Origin of the sequence: Neobacillus driksii, assembly GCF_013409995.1 — a bacterium.
GTDB classification, from domain to species: Bacteria; Bacillota; Bacilli; order Bacillales; family Cytobacillaceae; genus Neobacillus; species Neobacillus driksii.
Window position 1 is genome coordinate 125,582 of sequence record NZ_JACCBX010000011.1, and the last position, 17,230, is coordinate 142,811.

At 39.6% G+C, this 17,230-nt stretch carries 13 protein-coding genes; 4 read left to right on the forward strand and 9 right to left on the reverse strand.

Features of this window, described 5'->3' with window-relative positions:
- Positions 1-189: 189 nt before the first annotated feature.
- Positions 190-1,011, reverse strand: coding sequence for a helix-turn-helix domain-containing protein (locus F4694_RS22960; RefSeq protein WP_179602236.1), 822 nt, complete (start codon positions 1,009-1,011; stop codon positions 190-192).
- 129 nt (positions 1,012-1,140) lie between these two features.
- Here F4694_RS22960 and F4694_RS22965 point away from each other — a divergent pair, with 129 nt between their 5' ends.
- The 3 genes from F4694_RS22965 to F4694_RS22975 are packed head-to-tail and all read left to right on the forward strand — an operon-like array spanning position 1,141 to position 4,209.
- Complete coding sequence (locus F4694_RS22965; protein ID WP_179602237.1) at positions 1,141-2,301, forward strand: Gfo/Idh/MocA family protein; 1,161 nt, start codon at positions 1,141-1,143, stop codon at positions 2,299-2,301.
- A gap of 25 nt (positions 2,302-2,326) precedes the next feature.
- Positions 2,327-3,064 (forward strand): ThuA domain-containing protein, encoded by a 738-nt coding sequence (locus F4694_RS22970; RefSeq protein ID WP_179602238.1) that lies wholly within the window; start codon positions 2,327-2,329, stop codon positions 3,062-3,064.
- A gap of 53 nt (positions 3,065-3,117) precedes the next feature.
- Entirely contained in the window at positions 3,118-4,209 is a 1,092-nt protein-coding gene (locus tag F4694_RS22975; protein ID WP_179602239.1) for a Gfo/Idh/MocA family protein, read from the forward strand.
- Between the two features lie 147 nt (positions 4,210-4,356).
- Here the strand turns inward: F4694_RS22975 and F4694_RS22980 are convergent, their stop codons facing one another.
- Entirely contained in the window at positions 4,357-5,511 is a 1,155-nt protein-coding gene (locus F4694_RS22980; RefSeq protein WP_179602343.1) for a rhamnogalacturonan acetylesterase, read from the reverse strand.
- A gap of 440 nt (positions 5,512-5,951) precedes the next feature.
- On the opposite strand from F4694_RS22980, the gene F4694_RS32415 reads away from it, so the two are divergent.
- On the forward strand, positions 5,952-6,086 hold the full coding sequence (locus F4694_RS32415) for a hypothetical protein (RefSeq protein WP_257029356.1): 135 nt from the start codon (positions 5,952-5,954) through the stop codon (positions 6,084-6,086).
- A 98-nt stretch (positions 6,087-6,184) separates the two neighbouring features.
- Here the strand turns inward: F4694_RS32415 and F4694_RS22985 are convergent, their stop codons facing one another.
- The 7 genes from F4694_RS22985 to F4694_RS23015 form a co-directional block, all read right to left on the reverse strand.
- Positions 6,185-6,502 carry a cupin domain-containing protein gene (locus F4694_RS22985; protein WP_179602240.1) on the reverse strand — a complete coding sequence of 106 codons (318 nt, stop codon included), beginning with the start codon at positions 6,500-6,502 and terminating at the stop codon, positions 6,185-6,187.
- A 21-nt stretch (positions 6,503-6,523) separates the two neighbouring features.
- The gene (locus tag F4694_RS22990; protein WP_179602241.1) at positions 6,524-8,809 is read right to left on the reverse strand and encodes a DUF4962 domain-containing protein; all 2,286 of its coding nucleotides are present in this window, start codon (positions 8,807-8,809) and stop codon (positions 6,524-6,526) included.
- 34 nt (positions 8,810-8,843) lie between these two features.
- Entirely contained in the window at positions 8,844-9,608 is a 765-nt protein-coding gene (locus F4694_RS22995; RefSeq protein ID WP_179602242.1) for an SDR family NAD(P)-dependent oxidoreductase, read from the reverse strand.
- Positions 9,609-9,818: 210 nt separating this feature from the next.
- Positions 9,819-12,338: a CBM96 family carbohydrate-binding protein gene (locus F4694_RS23000; RefSeq protein ID WP_179602243.1), complete on the reverse strand. Its 2,520-nt coding sequence runs from the start codon at positions 12,336-12,338 to the stop codon at positions 9,819-9,821.
- Between the two features lie 222 nt (positions 12,339-12,560).
- On the reverse strand, positions 12,561-14,393 hold the full coding sequence (locus F4694_RS23005; RefSeq protein WP_179602244.1) for a cache domain-containing sensor histidine kinase: 1,833 nt from the start codon (positions 14,391-14,393) through the stop codon (positions 12,561-12,563).
- Positions 14,390-15,430, reverse strand: coding sequence for a response regulator transcription factor (locus F4694_RS23010; RefSeq protein ID WP_179602245.1), 1,041 nt, complete (start codon positions 15,428-15,430; stop codon positions 14,390-14,392). The genes F4694_RS23005 and F4694_RS23010 overlap by 4 nt, the downstream gene beginning before the upstream one ends.
- Positions 15,431-15,587: 157 nt before the next feature.
- The gene (locus tag F4694_RS23015) at positions 15,588-17,180 is read right to left on the reverse strand and encodes an extracellular solute-binding protein (protein WP_179602246.1); all 1,593 of its coding nucleotides are present in this window, start codon (positions 17,178-17,180) and stop codon (positions 15,588-15,590) included.
- Positions 17,181-17,230 lie beyond the last annotated feature (50 nt).

Here is a 17,230-nt window from a genome sequence, read left to right on the forward strand (position 1 = left end):
TGAAATTAAGCGGAGCTTTTCCGTTTATTTGATCAAAATCTTTGGATTTTGTCATATCTAGAGCAGTTAACCGGAATATCTCCGCTTATATCAGCTTCATAAGCTTCCTCTAAATACATTAACCGGAAATTCTCCGCCTATGAATTCTCATACCTACACGGAAATCAACAATGAACCATAACAGAGCCATTATTTTAAGTTCTGATGAATTGCAGTCTCCAAAGGGTACATATCCATAAACGACTGGGGCTGCTTATCTCGGTACTCCTTTGGTGTACATAATTTTATCTTTACAAAGTTACGATTAAATGAACGTATGCTTTCGTAACCACAAAGGAAAGCAATTTCTGTAATATTCTTTTCTGTATAAATTAATAGATAACAAGCATAATTTACTCTGGTTTCATTTAAAAAATCGACAAACGACATATTAATATGGGTATTAAAATACTTCGATAAATAGTTATAACTGTAACCTACTGTTCCAGCGATACTTTTTAAAGAAATCGATTCTGTAAAATGGTCCTGAATATAGGTTAACAATTTATGGAGCAGCTCTTGATCTTGTTTTTCACTTTTAATTAAGCTGGTTTGTCCCATTAGTTCAGACAATAGTAAATAAAGGCAAGCCTTTTGTTCTAGCAGATTTGGGTTATCTTTGAAAAGTGTCCTAGAAATGAGTGTATTTGCTTCCTGAGATAAGGTGAAAACTGGATTTTCAAGTGAACTATTTTCTATCATCCTTTGAAATGTCGGAACATAGTCTGGCGAAAAAATACAAATATTAGCTCGAGAATGTGATTTTGTAATAAACGAGTGAATTTCAAACGGCAATATGAGTAAGAATTGTCCAGTTTTCAAATGGTAACTTTTTTGACTAATTATGACTTCCATTTCCCCATCAACCAAGAATAATAATTCAAAACCACGATGAAGATGGCTTGGAAAGTTTAAATCCAATGTATGATAGTTTGATATGTAATCAAAATGGTGAGCCTCATATATTAACATTCTAAGAACATCCTCAAAGAGTAAATTTTGTCTAGGATTATATAAGTTTTTACTTGTTGTGTCAAACCTGTAAATGATAGATTTATCGATATTAGAGTTATCTTGATGGCAAACGAAAGGAGATACGATATGGAAAAAATTAGAATTGGAATGATTGGTTATAAATTTATGGGTAAAGCACATAGTCACGCTTACCGGGATCTTCCACTCTTTTTCCCGAATACCGTTCATCCTGAGATGAAGGTTATTTGCGGACGTGACCTAAACGGTGTGACCACTGCAGCCAAGCAGTTCGGCTGGGAGGAATATACAACGGACTGGAAGAGCCTCTTAGTAAGAGCTGACATCGATTTAATCGATATTAATGCACCTAGTGATGTACATAAAGAAATAACGATTGCCGCTGCTCAAGCTGGCAAACATGTTTTTTGCGAAAAACCGTTAGCGCTTACATTAAAGGATTCTAGAGAAATGCTGGATGTCGTTGAGGCTGCTGGAGTCAACCATATGGTTGGATTTAACTATCGTTTTGCTCCTGCTGTTATGCTGGCTAAAAAGCTTATTGATGAAGGAAGGCTCGGCCATATCTATCATTTCCGTGCTTGGTTTTTACAGGATTGGCTCGTGGATCCAAACTTCCCGTTAGCCTGGAGACTCCAGAAAGAAATTGCCGGTTCAGGCTCTCATGGAGACCTTGGGGCTCATTTAATCGATCTATCTCACTATCTCATTGGCGATATTACCGAAGTCATTGGTATGAACGAAACATTTATTAAAGAACGTCCTATTCCATCGCAGATGACTGGTTTATCAGCAAAAGTCAGTGATAGTAATGAAAAAGGCGAAGTGACAGTCGATGATGCTACCCTATTTTTAGCTCGATTTGCTAACGGAGCTTTAGGAAGCTTTGAAGCTACTCGCTTTGCGGCTGGACACCGCTGTACGAATTCTTTCGAAATCAATGGCAGTAAGGGGAGTGTGATCTTTGATTTTGAACGGATGAATGAACTGCAAGTTTATTTCGTTGATGACCGAGACGATGTTCAAGGCTTCCGCCGCATCTTAGCGACTGACCCCGCGCACGCTTATGCGGAAAACTGGTGGCCGCCAGGACATACGATTGGTTATGAACATACGTTTATTCATGAAATGGTTGAACTTATGGATTCTTTCCGGGAAAATCGACAGCCTGTTCCAAATTTCCGTGATGGCGTAAAGTGCCAGGAAGTCTTAGAAGCGGTTGATTTATCGATTGAAAAACGCCAATGGATCCGAATTTCTGACGTTTAAAAAAATGTAAAGGAGTGCTTTTACCATGAAAAAAAGTGCATTGATTGTTTGGGGAGGATGGGATGGCCATCAGCCCGAACAGGTAGCTGAGATATTTAAAGGGATTCTTGAGGAAGAAAACTTCCAGGTAGAGGTATCCAATTCACTAGACTCGTATGCTGACAAGGAAAAACTTAAGCAATTGGATTTAATCGTTCCACACTGGACTATGGGTGAAATTGAAAGAAAGTATGTCCTAAATATCTCTGAAGCAGTTGCAGCAGGTGTTGGTTTAGCTGGATGCCATGGTGGAATGTGTGACTCTTTCCGTAATAATGTGGACTGGCAATTTATGACCGGGGGTAATTGGGTCGCCCATCCAGGAAATGATGGTGTGGAATACATGGTCAACATCAAACATTCCTCAAGCCCATTATTAGAGGGTATCTCTGATTTTAAAGTCACTAGTGAGCAATATTACCTTCACTACGATCCAGCTGTAGAAGTATTAGCTACTACTCGCTTCCCGGTTTTTCACGGACCGCACAGTGCTAATAAAGCAGTGGATATGCCTGTTGTTTGGACCAAACGCTGGGGCCTTGGAAATGTGTTCTATAGTTCGTTAGGACATCAAGCCAATATTGTTGCTATGCCTGAAGTTTCTCTGATCATGCGACGCGGATTTTTGTGGGCTGCTGAAGGAAAGAAAAGAGCCGAAGAAATGGATGTTGCATCTATTTATGGTAATGTACGAACTTATACTGGCATGGGTGACAGTCAATAAGAGAAAGCGGAAGGCAAGGCAAGCTAATCCATAAACATAAACTGGAGGTTTCTATGAAAAAACTTAAAATCGGTATCATTGGTTGTGGAAATATTAGTTCGATTTATATGGAAAACTGTCAGAAGTTCCCTCACCTCGAGCTAATGGCATGTGCGGACTTAGATGTATCGCGGGCACAGTTACAAGCTGAAAAGTTTGGTGTCCCTAGGGCTTGTTCCGTAGAAGAATTACTGTCTGACCTAGCGATTGAACTCGTAATCAATTTAACCATTCCTAAAGCACATGCCTCTGTTTGCATTCAGGCACTTGAAGCAGGCAAGCATGTTTATACAGAAAAACCACTGGCTGTCACACGCGAGGAGGGTAAACAAATTTTAGAAACAGCTAAGAAGCATAATCTTCTTGTTGGCAGTGCACCCGACACTTTCTTAGGTGCGGGGATTCAAACTGCTATCAATCTATTAGAACAAGGAGAAATTGGAGTTCCGATTGGAGCATCTGCATTCATGATCTGCCGTGGGCACGAACATTGGCATCCAGACCCTGCCTTTTATTATGATACTGGCGGCGGACCGATGTTTGATATGGGACCATATTACTTAACAGCCTTAGTGGCTCTTTTAGGTCCAATCAAACGAATTACTGGTTCTACTCGTATCAGCTATCCTGAAAGAACGGTGCTTAGCACTCCGAAAGCAGGTACTAAAATTGATGTAGTAATTCCTACACACATCTCGGGTGTGATCGATTTTGAATCAGGTGTAGTTGGAAATATTACCACAAGCTTTGACGCCTTTGGCGGCACATCGCTGCCCCCTATTGAAATTTATGGCAGTGAAGGAACGTTGCTTGTCCCTGATCCCAATACGTTCGGAGGACCTGTGAAAATAAGGAAACGGGATGAAAACGAATTTAAAGAGGTTCCTCTTGCATATGGATATTCCCAAAACAATCGAGGGCTTGGCGTTGCTGATATGGCTAAAGCCATCCTCGAAGGTGGGAAATATCGTGCAAATAGTGAATTAGCGTATCACGTTTTAGAAGCGATGCATGGCTTCCATGATTCTTCAGATAGCGGAAAACATTATGTAATGGAAAGTACATGTGAGCGTCCTGAATCGGTGTCTTTGGAATTACACGCTTAGTCATTCGATCTTTACTGGATACTAGAAACCTTGATAAATGATAACTAAGGGCTCCCCATTTTTTGGAGAGCCCTTATTTTTGGAAACTTACTTGCCCAAAATGCCTCGTCTTGCGATATTTATCCCTTAAACATTTAAAGTTATCAGTTAAAAGGTTTTATTGGTGTTTTTTTCTTTATCTCCCGTGAAACCGTCTAATCCCTGTCTTTTTAACTCCTCTGCTACAAGTCTTGCAAGTTCTGTTGCTCCTGCACGGTTTGGGTGCAATGTATCACCATTCATATAAAGAGCAAGAGTGGCTTCCGGTCCAATAGAGGTAAAGTATGCTGAACTTAATACATTTAAGTCTATCAAAGGTACATTTTCTTCCTGTGTTAAAGCGATAATAGAGTGTCTGTACCAACGGTTTACGGACGTGTGAACGCCATCCGCATTAAAGTCTGATGCTCTTCCTTGTGGAGTCGATAGTACCACTGTTGCACCTTTTGCCTTGACCTGCTGGACCATTTCCCGCATATACTCTTTAAATTGCGCTTCCGTTGTTGTATTTTTAGGATTTGTATCATTAATTCCAAGCTGTAAAATAAAATAATCGCCTGGTTTAATATATTTTAGAATGGCTTCTAACTGGCCATCATCCTTAAATCCTCTTGCGATTTGGCCACCGGATGCCATATTTCTAACCTGAAAGATCTCTGGGTCAACAAATTGCGGGAATAATTGCCCCCACCCAGCCTGGATACTGCTGTCTAATGGATAATAATTCGCGACTGTGGAGTCCCCGCCAATATATATTGTTCTTTTGGTTTCTGGATGGCGGGACAGCTTGTTGATTTCGAGAGCACTTAAAGTAAAATTGGTACCCGCCTTACCTTCCGTAATTAACAGATTAAGCTGACCATCCTTAATAGGTATTTGAAATGAATCTGTCGCATTATTACCTGTCATATTTATGACCTGATAGACTTCTTCTGCAGCGACACTGACTCTGAATGCATCTCCTAAAGTGACCTTAACTTCGTAAAGTCCATTTGGCAGATCAACGTTAAACGTATTATCACTAGTTGTACCATATTCTAAAAACTGAACAGCATCACTAGCGACGCCTGAACCGGATGCCGGTACATTAATCATATCTTCCGGCGTATTAAAGCCATAACGCTTTTTCTCATCGTATTTCTCGGTGGCACTGACACCTACGTAACCTTTTTCCACCTCACCATTGCCGAAGTCAAACTTATAATTACTTGGTTCTGCGTTTACAGGTAAATGAGTAAAGCTTCCAAAAAATGCAACCATCATTATAATAATGGTTAATGTCTTTAAAATCGCATTCTTTTTCACGATTCCTTCCTCTCCCTTTTCCTTTTAATTTACTTTCAATTTCATCCTGTGTTCTCGCTATCTACATGACATAGCTATGTAGGCCCTACAAACCAAAAAAAGAACGAAAGCGATTACATTGATTGTCGCCATCCACCACCTCCCTTCTTGAATATATTTCAGGAATATTTTTCCGTCATTATCAATTTTTTAAATTATCAAGGAAATAGGATTTTGTATTTTCTTGCACCAACAGCAAATTCATGGTGATAGGTCTTTGTTAACTGGCATTTTATTATTCCGGGTATTTGGTTTGATGGATTGGAGATGACTGGGTTGAGACATCATCGTCTACTCCTGCCCTTAAAAACATAATCTTTAAAAAAAATGAACAGAATATAGTTTTGGAGGTGATAAAAATGGATGAGAATACAAAAAGCTATCCGAATGCGAGTTTAGGCGGAAAGAAGTCTAATGAAAAAGGTGAAGGTGATTCTGGCCATATGCGTTATGGTCAAGGGAACAAGGGCGAAAGCAAGGGTAGAAACAAGTAATAGCAAATAAAATTTGTAATATTGATCCTTTTCACCATAACAAAAAATGCTCACAAACATTGTTTTAACAACATTTGTGAGCATTTTAATACATTCAATTATCTATTTAGCAGATCATTTCTAAGCGGGGTGAACGTATCAATGATGGCGCCTGCTACTAATGCCTTTGCACCGTGCTTTGCTCCACCTGGAATAAAGATCGTTTCTCCAGGTCCGATAATATGCTTTTCACCATCAATTGTAAATTCAAATTTTCCTCTTAAACAGTAAGTTAGCTGTTCGTGAGGATGGCTGTGTTCATAGCCTTGTGCCCCTTCTTCAAAATGAACTTCCATCATCATAATACTGTCTCCTGGAGGGAAAATTTTTCTTTTCACACCTGGTTCCGCCGCTTCCCAATTCAACTGAATACTCATTTAGTACCTCCTGTTCTCTTTTTAATAGGCTTTTGCAACTTCAACGCGGAATGTTTTCCCGTTTTCTGTTAAATAGAGATGTACTCCGTGGTCCTGATCATCCATAAAATATGAAACGTATTTCTTTTCCCCTTTTCGGTTCGGAGTTAACAGGGTCACAATTCGGTGCCCTTTTGCTTTTTTTGTTGTGGCCTGCAAATGCCATTCTCTTGGCAAGCCTTCCACTTCGGCTGGGTCGACATCCTTGTAGTCATTATTCTGATCTAATGAAAGTTCTCCGGAAGAACTATAGATAAACCGGCCTTCTAAATCGGCTTTTTCTCCCTCAATTTTAAACACCTGATCCTCGATTTTCAGTTGGTGTAAGGAATGCAGAAGCCAGTTGACACTGCCTGCCTGTTCCAAATCTACGGAATCCACAATGACAAAGTACGATTGATTCACGAAGTAGATTTCTCTCTCAAATTTAGTTAAATACGGTACATATTCTTTGTATGCGTTGGTGGCATCTTCTCTTACATAGCTGTATTCGTCCGTTGATACCACTTCCAACACTTCACCATTTGCCTGTTTATTAAGAATTTTATTGGATTCGGCATACTGTCCTACACCATCGATTAGCAAAGTGTTGTGAGATTGGGTCTGCCTTCTCCATTTTTTATGCATGGTACTGTTAAAGCCAACATAATGTCCAGATCGCACTACAAGCGGCTCTCCAAATGCATGAAGGACAAAACTATTCTGATCCCCATGACTATGACTCAGCGACCCGTAAGGACTACTCTTCGTTAACAGCATAATATGCTCATCGGGCTGGTCCATTTTATCGTGGAAGGCAACCCAGCCAACATCCTTAAACCATTTAACTCGCTCAGCATCTGCTGGCGGTACGGACTCAACTTCAGGGAAATCGTGAAGATAAAGCATTTCATCAAACTGAAAGTCCCACCAGCCATAGTTGAAGAACTTTTGATCAGCATCCTTGTCCCATGCTTTTACCTGCTCATAATACCATTGATACCAGCCATTTCCGGTAATTCCCGCAAATTGACGGATATTAAAAGCGGTCTTCAAACCCGGGCGTTCGCCAAGATTGGATTGGTCGCCAAAGCTCGCACGGCGGGTATCCTGACTATAACAATATAATGGGAAGTCTCCGGTTTTCTGGAAAAACGGACGCTTGTAAAAATCAAGACTCAGAAAATTCTTTAATAGATTTAACGCATCAATCAGATATGCCATCCCGGTGGTCCAATACATACCGCCTTCTGCCCATCCGCCATCTTTACCTCCCCAAGGTGTATAGAGACATGCGTAATATTCGATTGTATAATCCAGCCATTCCTGTGCCTCCGGAGCATCATCCAATAAGGCAATCGAACAAGGAATAAGGACAGAAGACAGGGAACGGACCGCATGGCTGTCATATGGAACCTGGTGAATTTTGGAACGTTTGATAACATGGTAGGCTACTTGTTCGGTTCTTCTTAGCAGGGAATGTCGTACAAGACCTTTTTCCTCATCAGACAGGTGTTGAAAAAGCCAATCATATCCCCAGGCTAACGCAGCTGCGATACGGAACGCACATTCGTCATTGTAATCTCTTGATGTGGTGCCCTCTGTGTCCCAATTTGCCACATGAATCAGCCATTCCTTTGCTCGATTGAGAATCGTTTCATCTTCGAGGATTACACCCGCCACACTTAAATGACGTATAGCATAGAGTGTTTCTTGGCAGTCCATGTACATTTGTCTCCACAGCTTAATTACTCGTTTATTTTCCGGATACGGGCTTGGTTCCGGCATTAATTCACGATCGAGCCATGGTTTGACCGACTTTTCGTAAAAAGTACTCCAATTGCAGTGCTGCGGATTTTCTTTAATGTTCGCTTTAAATGTCTCCACTTGCTCAGGAGATAACCATAACCTTGGGTGTGCAAGACTCACTTCCTGGTATCGCTCATCTCTGCTTGGAATAGCGGTAACTGGAAGACCTTCAGGGATTGTGAACTTCCTTGCTTCACTCCAATTATGCTCCACAGTGTCTACTAACGCATACCGCCAATAATAGGTACCTGGTTCCATTGCGGTGTTAGGTGTATAAAAATTAAAGGGAACAGGTTGAATCGTTTCAGTTTGTTCATGTGAGAAATCTTCATTTTTTGAAATCTGCAAGCAGTATTGGTCATTCTCTAATTGAACCGGCAGCCAGGTAAACCGGGGTGGATTCTCGATTAATTCAGTCGTCTCATCTGGCGAATATTTTACATCTAATATACCACTGACTGGTTGATAGATTGATTGCATTTTGTTATTCCTCCTAATCTATTTTTTAAAGAATTTATTTCATGAACATACCGCCATTGATTTCAATGGTTTCTCCCGTAATATAGGAAGCATATGGAGATGTTAGAAATAAGACGGCACCGCTGATATCCTGAGGTACACCGCCACGGCCCAATGGAATTTTTGCAACTGTGGCCTTTCTTCCTTCCTCCGTATTGAAGGTAGCATGGAATTTGGTTTGATCAATAAAACCAGGAGAAAGTGCATTCACTCGAATCCCAAACGGTGCCAGTTCTTTTGCCAGTCCCTTAGTAAAAGTTATGATTGCTCCTTTCGTCGTTGCATATGGTACTGCACCAGGTCCGCCTCCATCATGGGCAGCAACGGAGCTTAGGTTGATAATGATACCGCTTCCTTTTTCTTTCATGCCTGGGATAACCGCTTTGCTCATAAAGGCAGCCGATGTTACATTGACATCGATTATTTTCCGCCATAAATCGATGGTCATATCTTCAATCTTTCTTCGCTCCACTAAATGACCAGCATTATTTACGAGAATGTCTACTGTTCCCAGCTTTTCTTTTACTTCTACTGCAAGAACTCCTATTTGATCAAGGTCTGTTACATCGGCCTGAATCATGATGGCTTCCCCACCCTGATCTTTAATGATGCGGACGGTTTCTTCCGCACCTTCTTGGTTGCTTAAATAATTTACTGCCACTTTTGCACCATTTGCGGCTAAATCAATGGCAATCGCCTGCCCAATTCCGCCACTTGCGCCTGTTACTAAGGCTGTTTTTCCATTTAAATTGAAATGCATATCCTTACCTCCTATTCATAATAAAAAGAAAACCTATAAGATATATTTGGAATAACCCCATTGTAACAATTAGGTTGTTAACGTTCTTCGGAATAATTTTAGACTCTAAAGGCTTTTTTTTAGCCAAACGGATAATCTCTATCAAAAAGAAGGCTGGCTCAAAAGGTCTTTCATTTGCCCCTTTGAGCCAGCCACTATGAAAATCTCATTCTATTTTTCAATTAGGAGTGATGGCCAGTTAGCTTGGTTACTGTCTTCTTTCGAATACATATTAATATTACCGTTCTGCCCTTTTGTATCGACAATCATCAAGGTTACTTTTCCGTCGGGGTGTGATTTAATAAACGGTGTCACATCCAGATTCATTTTTGCGGCTTCCGCAGAGTCAACGGTAATCGAACCAAGATAAACAGCAGAATCCCCGATACCTGTTACTGTAACAGATTCCTGTGCATGATTAGGAGAATTTTGCCACGTAATGGTATCTTCAGTCCAGTTATCATTGGTTAATCCGAAAACATCCAGCTCCACACTCGTTGTGTTACTTCCTATTTTTCCAGTCAACTCCAAAATGGCTTCCTTGACATCGTTAATGTTTGCTATATCAAACTGGAAATAAGCAATCCGGCCTTTTGTATGATCTAAATTATTTTTAATGTTAAAGTATTTGTAATAGTTTTTGTCAGTGGACCCTGCTGCTGTTAAATCTGGATTTTCGAGGCCGTAATTGGATGTTGGTCTCTCAATATCAACAAGTGCATCCGCTGCAGGAGTTAGTTTCTCCTGTTCCCCTGGACTTTCTTCCTGACCCCCAGATTCTAAGTTAATATAAAAATCATTCTCCGTGTTCTTTTCAACTTTATTGTCATTCATGACAATCTCACTGCCGGCTTCAATTCTGATACCATTCGTATTACCTTTAATATGATTGCCAGTTATTGTGATATTTTTAGGATCACCTGCGCCGATATTCCCCGCCTTTGTATCTCCCCTATCATGGGCTAGTACAATACCGGTAAAACCATCGGCTGTATTGTTGGAAATCATGTTGTCACGAATGATGGTTCCTGGAGCATTTAGGATATAGATTCCTTTTCCATTACTAGGTTCGGTCGTATTGGTAATCATATTCTTCTCAATAATGGTATTCGGTGAACCCATGTACACTTTGATACCTTCACGTGAGTTGCTAATTTTATTATCATGAATATAGTTGTAAGCTCCTGACGCATCGTGGTTCGTAGGGGCTGTACCGCCAGTGTTACCGACACCAATACCTGCTCCATTTACAATCCCTGTAATCGTATTTTTATAGATTTCATTCAAAAACTCGTCTTCACCATGTAGATCAATCGAATCTAATACCGTATTTTCAAAGGTATTATTATAAATAACATTATTGTGTGCATAGTACTGGATCAGTGCACCATGACGGATGTATGGCCCTTTAAAGGCACTGTTTCGAACGACATTATAGCGGGTATCATTTTTATAACCTGTACGGTCCGTTTTGGGTACCCCCTGGATACTCACGCCATAACCGGCACCACCGCCGCCTACATCCGTTGCATTTTGGAAAAGAGCATGCTGAACCACGACATCATGGCTATTTTCAACCCTGACACCCATTCTTTGGTATTTTTCGATGGTTACATGGTCAACAAGAATGTTATATGACGGTGCATCACCTGCTCCATCCGTAATATAAATACCGTATGTCGGTCCACCAAGATCAGGATTGGTCTTGGTAGAATCTGTAGAATACTTGCCATCAAAAGTGGAAGTAATCGTCAAATTTGAGACCACGATATTATTCATTCCGTAAGAGCGCAAGACTTTACCGCTTGGTACGTCTGCATCAAAATCAGAAACAAGGTAAACATTGTTTTGACTCTCTCCTCTTAGGTTTACACCTGATTTCAACGCAATATGGGAGGAACCATCGTTTGCTAATGTCCCATTTAAATTATAGGTACCATTTGGAAGATATACTTCATCACCCGGATTGGCTGCGTCAATTGCAGCTAAAATAGTTGCCAGATCATCCTTTTCATTATCCTTTGTATCAGCACCGTAATCTAAAACATTTAGTGTTTTCCCGGTTACTTTATTTGGCTCATGAATCGCATGTTGTGAACCATCAGGATTGATTAATCCGGGCTTCGTATAGGTTACGTCTTCCCGTTCTTCCGGTTTAGGAGGAACGAGTTCTGCAAGGACCAGTTGACCATCAGCTGTTGGACTGTAGATATGTGTAACTGTAATACTATTCCAGAGATTTACGGAGTTCCCTTTACAAAGAATTTTCACGTATCGGGCAGAAGAGTCTTCAACGTCATAGGCTGCGAGACCAAGCTCTCCTTCTTTACTAACTCCATTCTGAAGGACGTTTTCCCACACTGTGCCATCGTTAGATACCTGGACATCAAAATAGGATTGTCTTTGGTTCCCATTATGAAAAGCAAGACCTAGATACCCTATCTCCTGAGTGCTTCCAAGATCATATAAAATCCATTCCTCTAACCCTTGCGAGGACCAGCGTGTACCTAGGTCATCATCTAATGTGTTTTCAGGAAAGTTTCCATCATTCCCACTTGCAGTTACTTCCACGATTGGTAGTTTAATAGGCTGAACTTCTGCAGAATAAGCGGGAAATCCGGGAATGACTAAGATCAACACAACCATTAAATACAGAAACATAGAACCCTTTTTGTTTCGTTTTGAAAACATTTTTACCCTCCTTCTTTTCACTTAAAATCTGACAATCTTCTAAAAACTTGGTATCACACTTTGCTCCTTTCCATCAACAAGTGAAAACGCGGTCATTACTTAGGTTAGCAAAAGGTCTCCTTTTTCATATTAACCAGTAGCAAGGTGAGAATCTGTTGTTTTCTTTATATCGATTAGTCAAATTTTTAGATATCTAAAAAGATTGGATAAAAATGTTATTTTCTATGCGGGCTGATTCGTATCTCTTTGTGCATTTTGGTATGGCAGAATGATTGAAACAGTTGTCCCTTCATTTACCCTACTGCTTAAGTCTAACCCATATTGATTTCCAAAAAGCAGCTGGATTCGTCTGTTTACATTTGTGACCCCTATCCCTAAATCACTTCTAAGTTCTGGTTTATTTTTTCTATCTGCTTTTATAAATTCTCGTAATTCATTTAATCGATCATCCTGTATCCCCCGGCCATTGTCGATTACACAGACATGAAGACACGAACCAATGATTTTTGTCCGAATGGTAATGATGATTTCATTTACGGCTTTCCTAAAACCATGTTGAATTGCATTCTCCACAAGAGGCTGGAGGCTGAGCTTTACCATTGGGGTATTGTATAACGATGGATCAATATCTAAAATCAAATTAATAGGCTTTTTTATTCTGAGTTCATGAATGACGAGATAGCCTTTAACATGTTCAATTTCATCCGCTAATGTGACCAATTCTAAATTTCGGACTGAATAACGGAACATACCGGCCAATGCCTCCGCCATTTTTGAAATTTCCTCAATTCCGTTGATGATCCCATATCCGTTCATTGTTTCAAGGGTATTGTACAAGAAGTGTGGATTAATCTGTGATTGAAGTGCCTGAATCTCTACCTTTTGTTTTTCAAGTTCTCTTTCCTGTAATTCGATTTTTACCTGTTGATTATTTAACTCAGCTATGAAGACCTGGTCGACCAACGTTGACAGCCTATCCACCATTCTGTTGTAGCTTCTTAAAAGACTACTGATTTCATCATTTCTCGGAAGATCCGGAACTTTTTTCCACTCCCCTTGTTCAACGGTTTTCATTGTTCGTTCTAATAATTGGATTGGTTTGACCACTTGCCTGATAGAGTTAACCGATAGGACAAAAGCAATAAAAATCACCATCACAGCTGAAATCACAGCGGTTAAGCGGACTCCGGAAATCGGTGCAAAAAGCTGTGTTTTAGGTACTGCGGCAATCAGTTTCCATCCTGTATATTCTGAAGTTAAAAAATGAAAGAAGGTAGACTTATTGTTCCATTGATCGAAAAAGGTACCCTGTTTATGTTTGCTAAGCTCTTCTTTACCCACCTGATTTAATGTTTTACCAATGAATTTGGTGTCAGGATGATAGATAACTTTCCCATTCGAATCCGCTATCATAAAAAACCCTTCATTCCCAAGGTTAGCTTCTTTCCACAATTCTCCTAATTCAGAAGCATTAATTTCAATCCCTAGGATTCCATTAGGGGAAAACGACTTCATACCTCTAATTTTTCTTGCGATAGTAAGTGTAATTCTTCCATATTGATCGGACGGATGGATGATTATTTTGCCACTCTCCGGCGTAATCTTTTTTAAATTATTATATTTATCTTCCGAAAAAGAACCTCCCTTATCTCGTAACCAAATTTGTCTCTTGTTATCTCCCAATATGTACATTCGATTGATTTCTGGCTTCTGTATGACGATATTATCCATCATCGTCCAAATATTTTCATAATATTGATAACGGATGTGTTCCTCTACGAACACATTATTCTCTTCCAGATCAAGAAAATGCTTTACATTGGGGTTTGAAACAATCGGCAGTGTTACCAGTTCATAATTTTTCACAAAACGGTCAGTCTGAAAATTCACATTCGTGACCACCTGGCCGAGGTAGTCTTCCGTTTGCTTTTCAAGAAGATTGGATGACTGCATATAAATGATGCTTGCCACAATGATTAAAGGTAAAATCATAACTAGTGCAAAATACAACAGCAATCTTTGAAAAAGGTTCAAATTTTCCAGTCTTTTTTTCATACTTCAATCCCTAAAGACTGACGATATTCTTTTGGCGAAATGCCGGTATATTTTTTGAAAGTCTTTGCAAAATGTGGTGCGTCATCATAGCCAATTTCACTCGAAATATCAATAATCCTCAAATCGCTTCTTTCAAGAAGTTTCTTAGCCGTTTCCATTCTTAAATGAATTCGATATTCGACAAAAGTCTGCCCGGTTTCTCTTTTAAATAACTGACTAAAATAAGAACTGTTAAGACCTAGTTTTTGTGCGACATCGTCTAAGTTTATCTTCGAACAGACATTTTTAAGCATGTATTCCTTGGCTGCCTCAATCGGATCAATGATCTTCCCCTTCCTTTGAGATCTAGTCTTTTGAATCATTTCTATACAAATATCCTGAAATTCACGAGTTATTTGATTGATATTCTCTCCAGTTAAGTTAAGTGCAGCGTCCAGACTGATACTGCCCTTTTGATTAATCCTCTGTACCAACGTTTTTACTATATGGTTCATGACATTTTGATAATATGATAGTTTTAATTGTTTTTTCTCCATTTTTTCTTTCCATTTCGCAATGGTTTCGATCACAAGATTCTCATCTAAAACCCATATGGTAGATTCAAGGTCTACTAGCATTCCTTCAATTTCTTTAATATCAATAAAATCATTCTGCTCTTTTTTGATGTTTTCTACCAAGCGGAGCATCGTTTCGTTCAGTTTCTCTTTTGTAATCGGTTTCAAAAGATAGTCTTTTGCACCATGTAAGATGGCACGCTGTGCAAATTTAAAAGAATCGTATCCTGATAAAATGACCCATTTTGCAGTCGGATTATATTTAGCAGATTTTTCAAGTAATGATAGCCCATCCATTTCAGGCATATTAATATCCGTAAAGACTATATCAAAAGTTTCCTGCTGCAGGAGAATATCGGCATCGATACCATCCTCCGCTTCCAAAATTTCTTGGATGGATACTCCTTCCAGTTCCAAATGCTCTAAGAGATGGCGTAATGCTTTCCGAATTATGAATTCATCTTCAATAATTAATATTTTCATGAATGGCTGCACCCCTTTTTTTAAATATTAAAACTATTATACAATGAAAGCTTTTAGCAATTGTAACAACATTTCGGAAAACGAAAAAAAATCTGTATTTTTGACACTCCAATGCAAGAAAGCTGTCCTAAGGTGGTTTTTAGGACAGCCGATCTTGTTATTTTCTTCTTGACTCAGTAAATTCTTTCTTTTTATATCTGTCAGCAGCTTCTTCTAATACCTTATTGCCGCCTCTTTCCTTCCATTCTTCAACTACCTTTGGCCAATCGCTGATTGGTTCAGCACCAGTAATCATCTTAGCCATATGTCCCATCAGCAATTTTGGCGGAGTATCTGAACCTGGCTGCAAATCAGGCAGTGTATCCAATGCCGTCAATGGCGGGTCGAAATTTATCCCATCACGGCCTTCTTTTGCAAGAATGGTATCGTAAACTTTAATCAGTTCCTGTCCCTCTGGTGTCAATTCAAGTAAACCTTTAATATAAGTAGTGTCCTGGACCATCCATAAGAAGGCAGTGCGATAACGCTCAATGTTTACTTCATCGACGCTTACAGGAGTTTTATAATTGATTTTTCCATTTTCCATTGTGTAGTCTTTTCCTTCAATTCCGTAGGTAAAGTACTTTGCTGCTTCTTCAGATAACATCCAATCGAAGAATTTAATAATTCTCTCTGGATTTTTTGTCTCTGCATTGATTGCATAAGCACGGGTAACATCACCATATAGGTAATATCCACCTTTACCATCTGGACCAACCGGAGAAGGTACAACCGCAATTTCAGCCTCAGGAACATTTTCCTTTAATTGCTGCTCCCATTGTAATAATTCGTTGGCATTCATGGACCACATTCCAATGTTCCCAGTGATTGCCTCGTTTTTATACTGCTTTGAATCGATCGTTAAAAATTCTTTATGAAGCAAACCTTCATCGTACATCGTCTTATATGTTTTTAGGGCAGCCTCCATGTTCTTTGAATCAAAGAATTTCGGTACAGGTTTCCCATCCTTATCTACCTCCCACATGCTGCTGTATGGGAAAACGTCAAAGGATCCAAAGAATGTATCTGCATATTTGAAATCTGCTCGTCCGCCAAACGGCTGCGCTACACCCATTTTCTTAAATTCACGTAACACATTTAGTGTTTCTTCCACTGTTTTTGGTACTTCCAAACCTGCCTTGTCAAGCAAATCTTTACGGATATAGGTAGCTCTCCGCGAAGGATTTGAGAGGAACTCAGGAATTGAATAGATTTTTCCATCCTTATATCTTTGTTTCTCCCAGGCAGCTTTTGGAATATACTTTTTCAAATTTGGGCCATACTTTTCAATTAAATCATCAAGCGGAAGGAACACTCCTGCCTCAACTGCTTGCTGTAACGTTTGTCCACTTCCTTCTCCATACCCTGCTGATGTCTGAACTACATCCGGAATATCCCCTGAAGCAAACATTAAATCCATTTTGGTGGAATATTCATTATGTGGCATAAGACGAATTTCCAAATCCGTGTTCGTTAACTTTTCGAGCTCTTTTACATATTCATCCTCGTTAATATTAGGAGAATTTTCTACATGTGTAAAAGCCAGCGTCCTCATGGAAATGGAGAATTTCAATGGTTCTTTTGATTCCTCTTCTGTTTCTTTTGTGTTTTCTGTCTTTTCAGATGTTTTTTCACTTTGACATCCTACTAATAAAATGAGCGAAAAAAGTGCGACTGCTAAAATTTTAACTAGTCTTTTAACCTCTTTCATAGATCCTATCCCCCCTAATTCATTAAGCAAGCGTTTTCATTTGCTTGAAT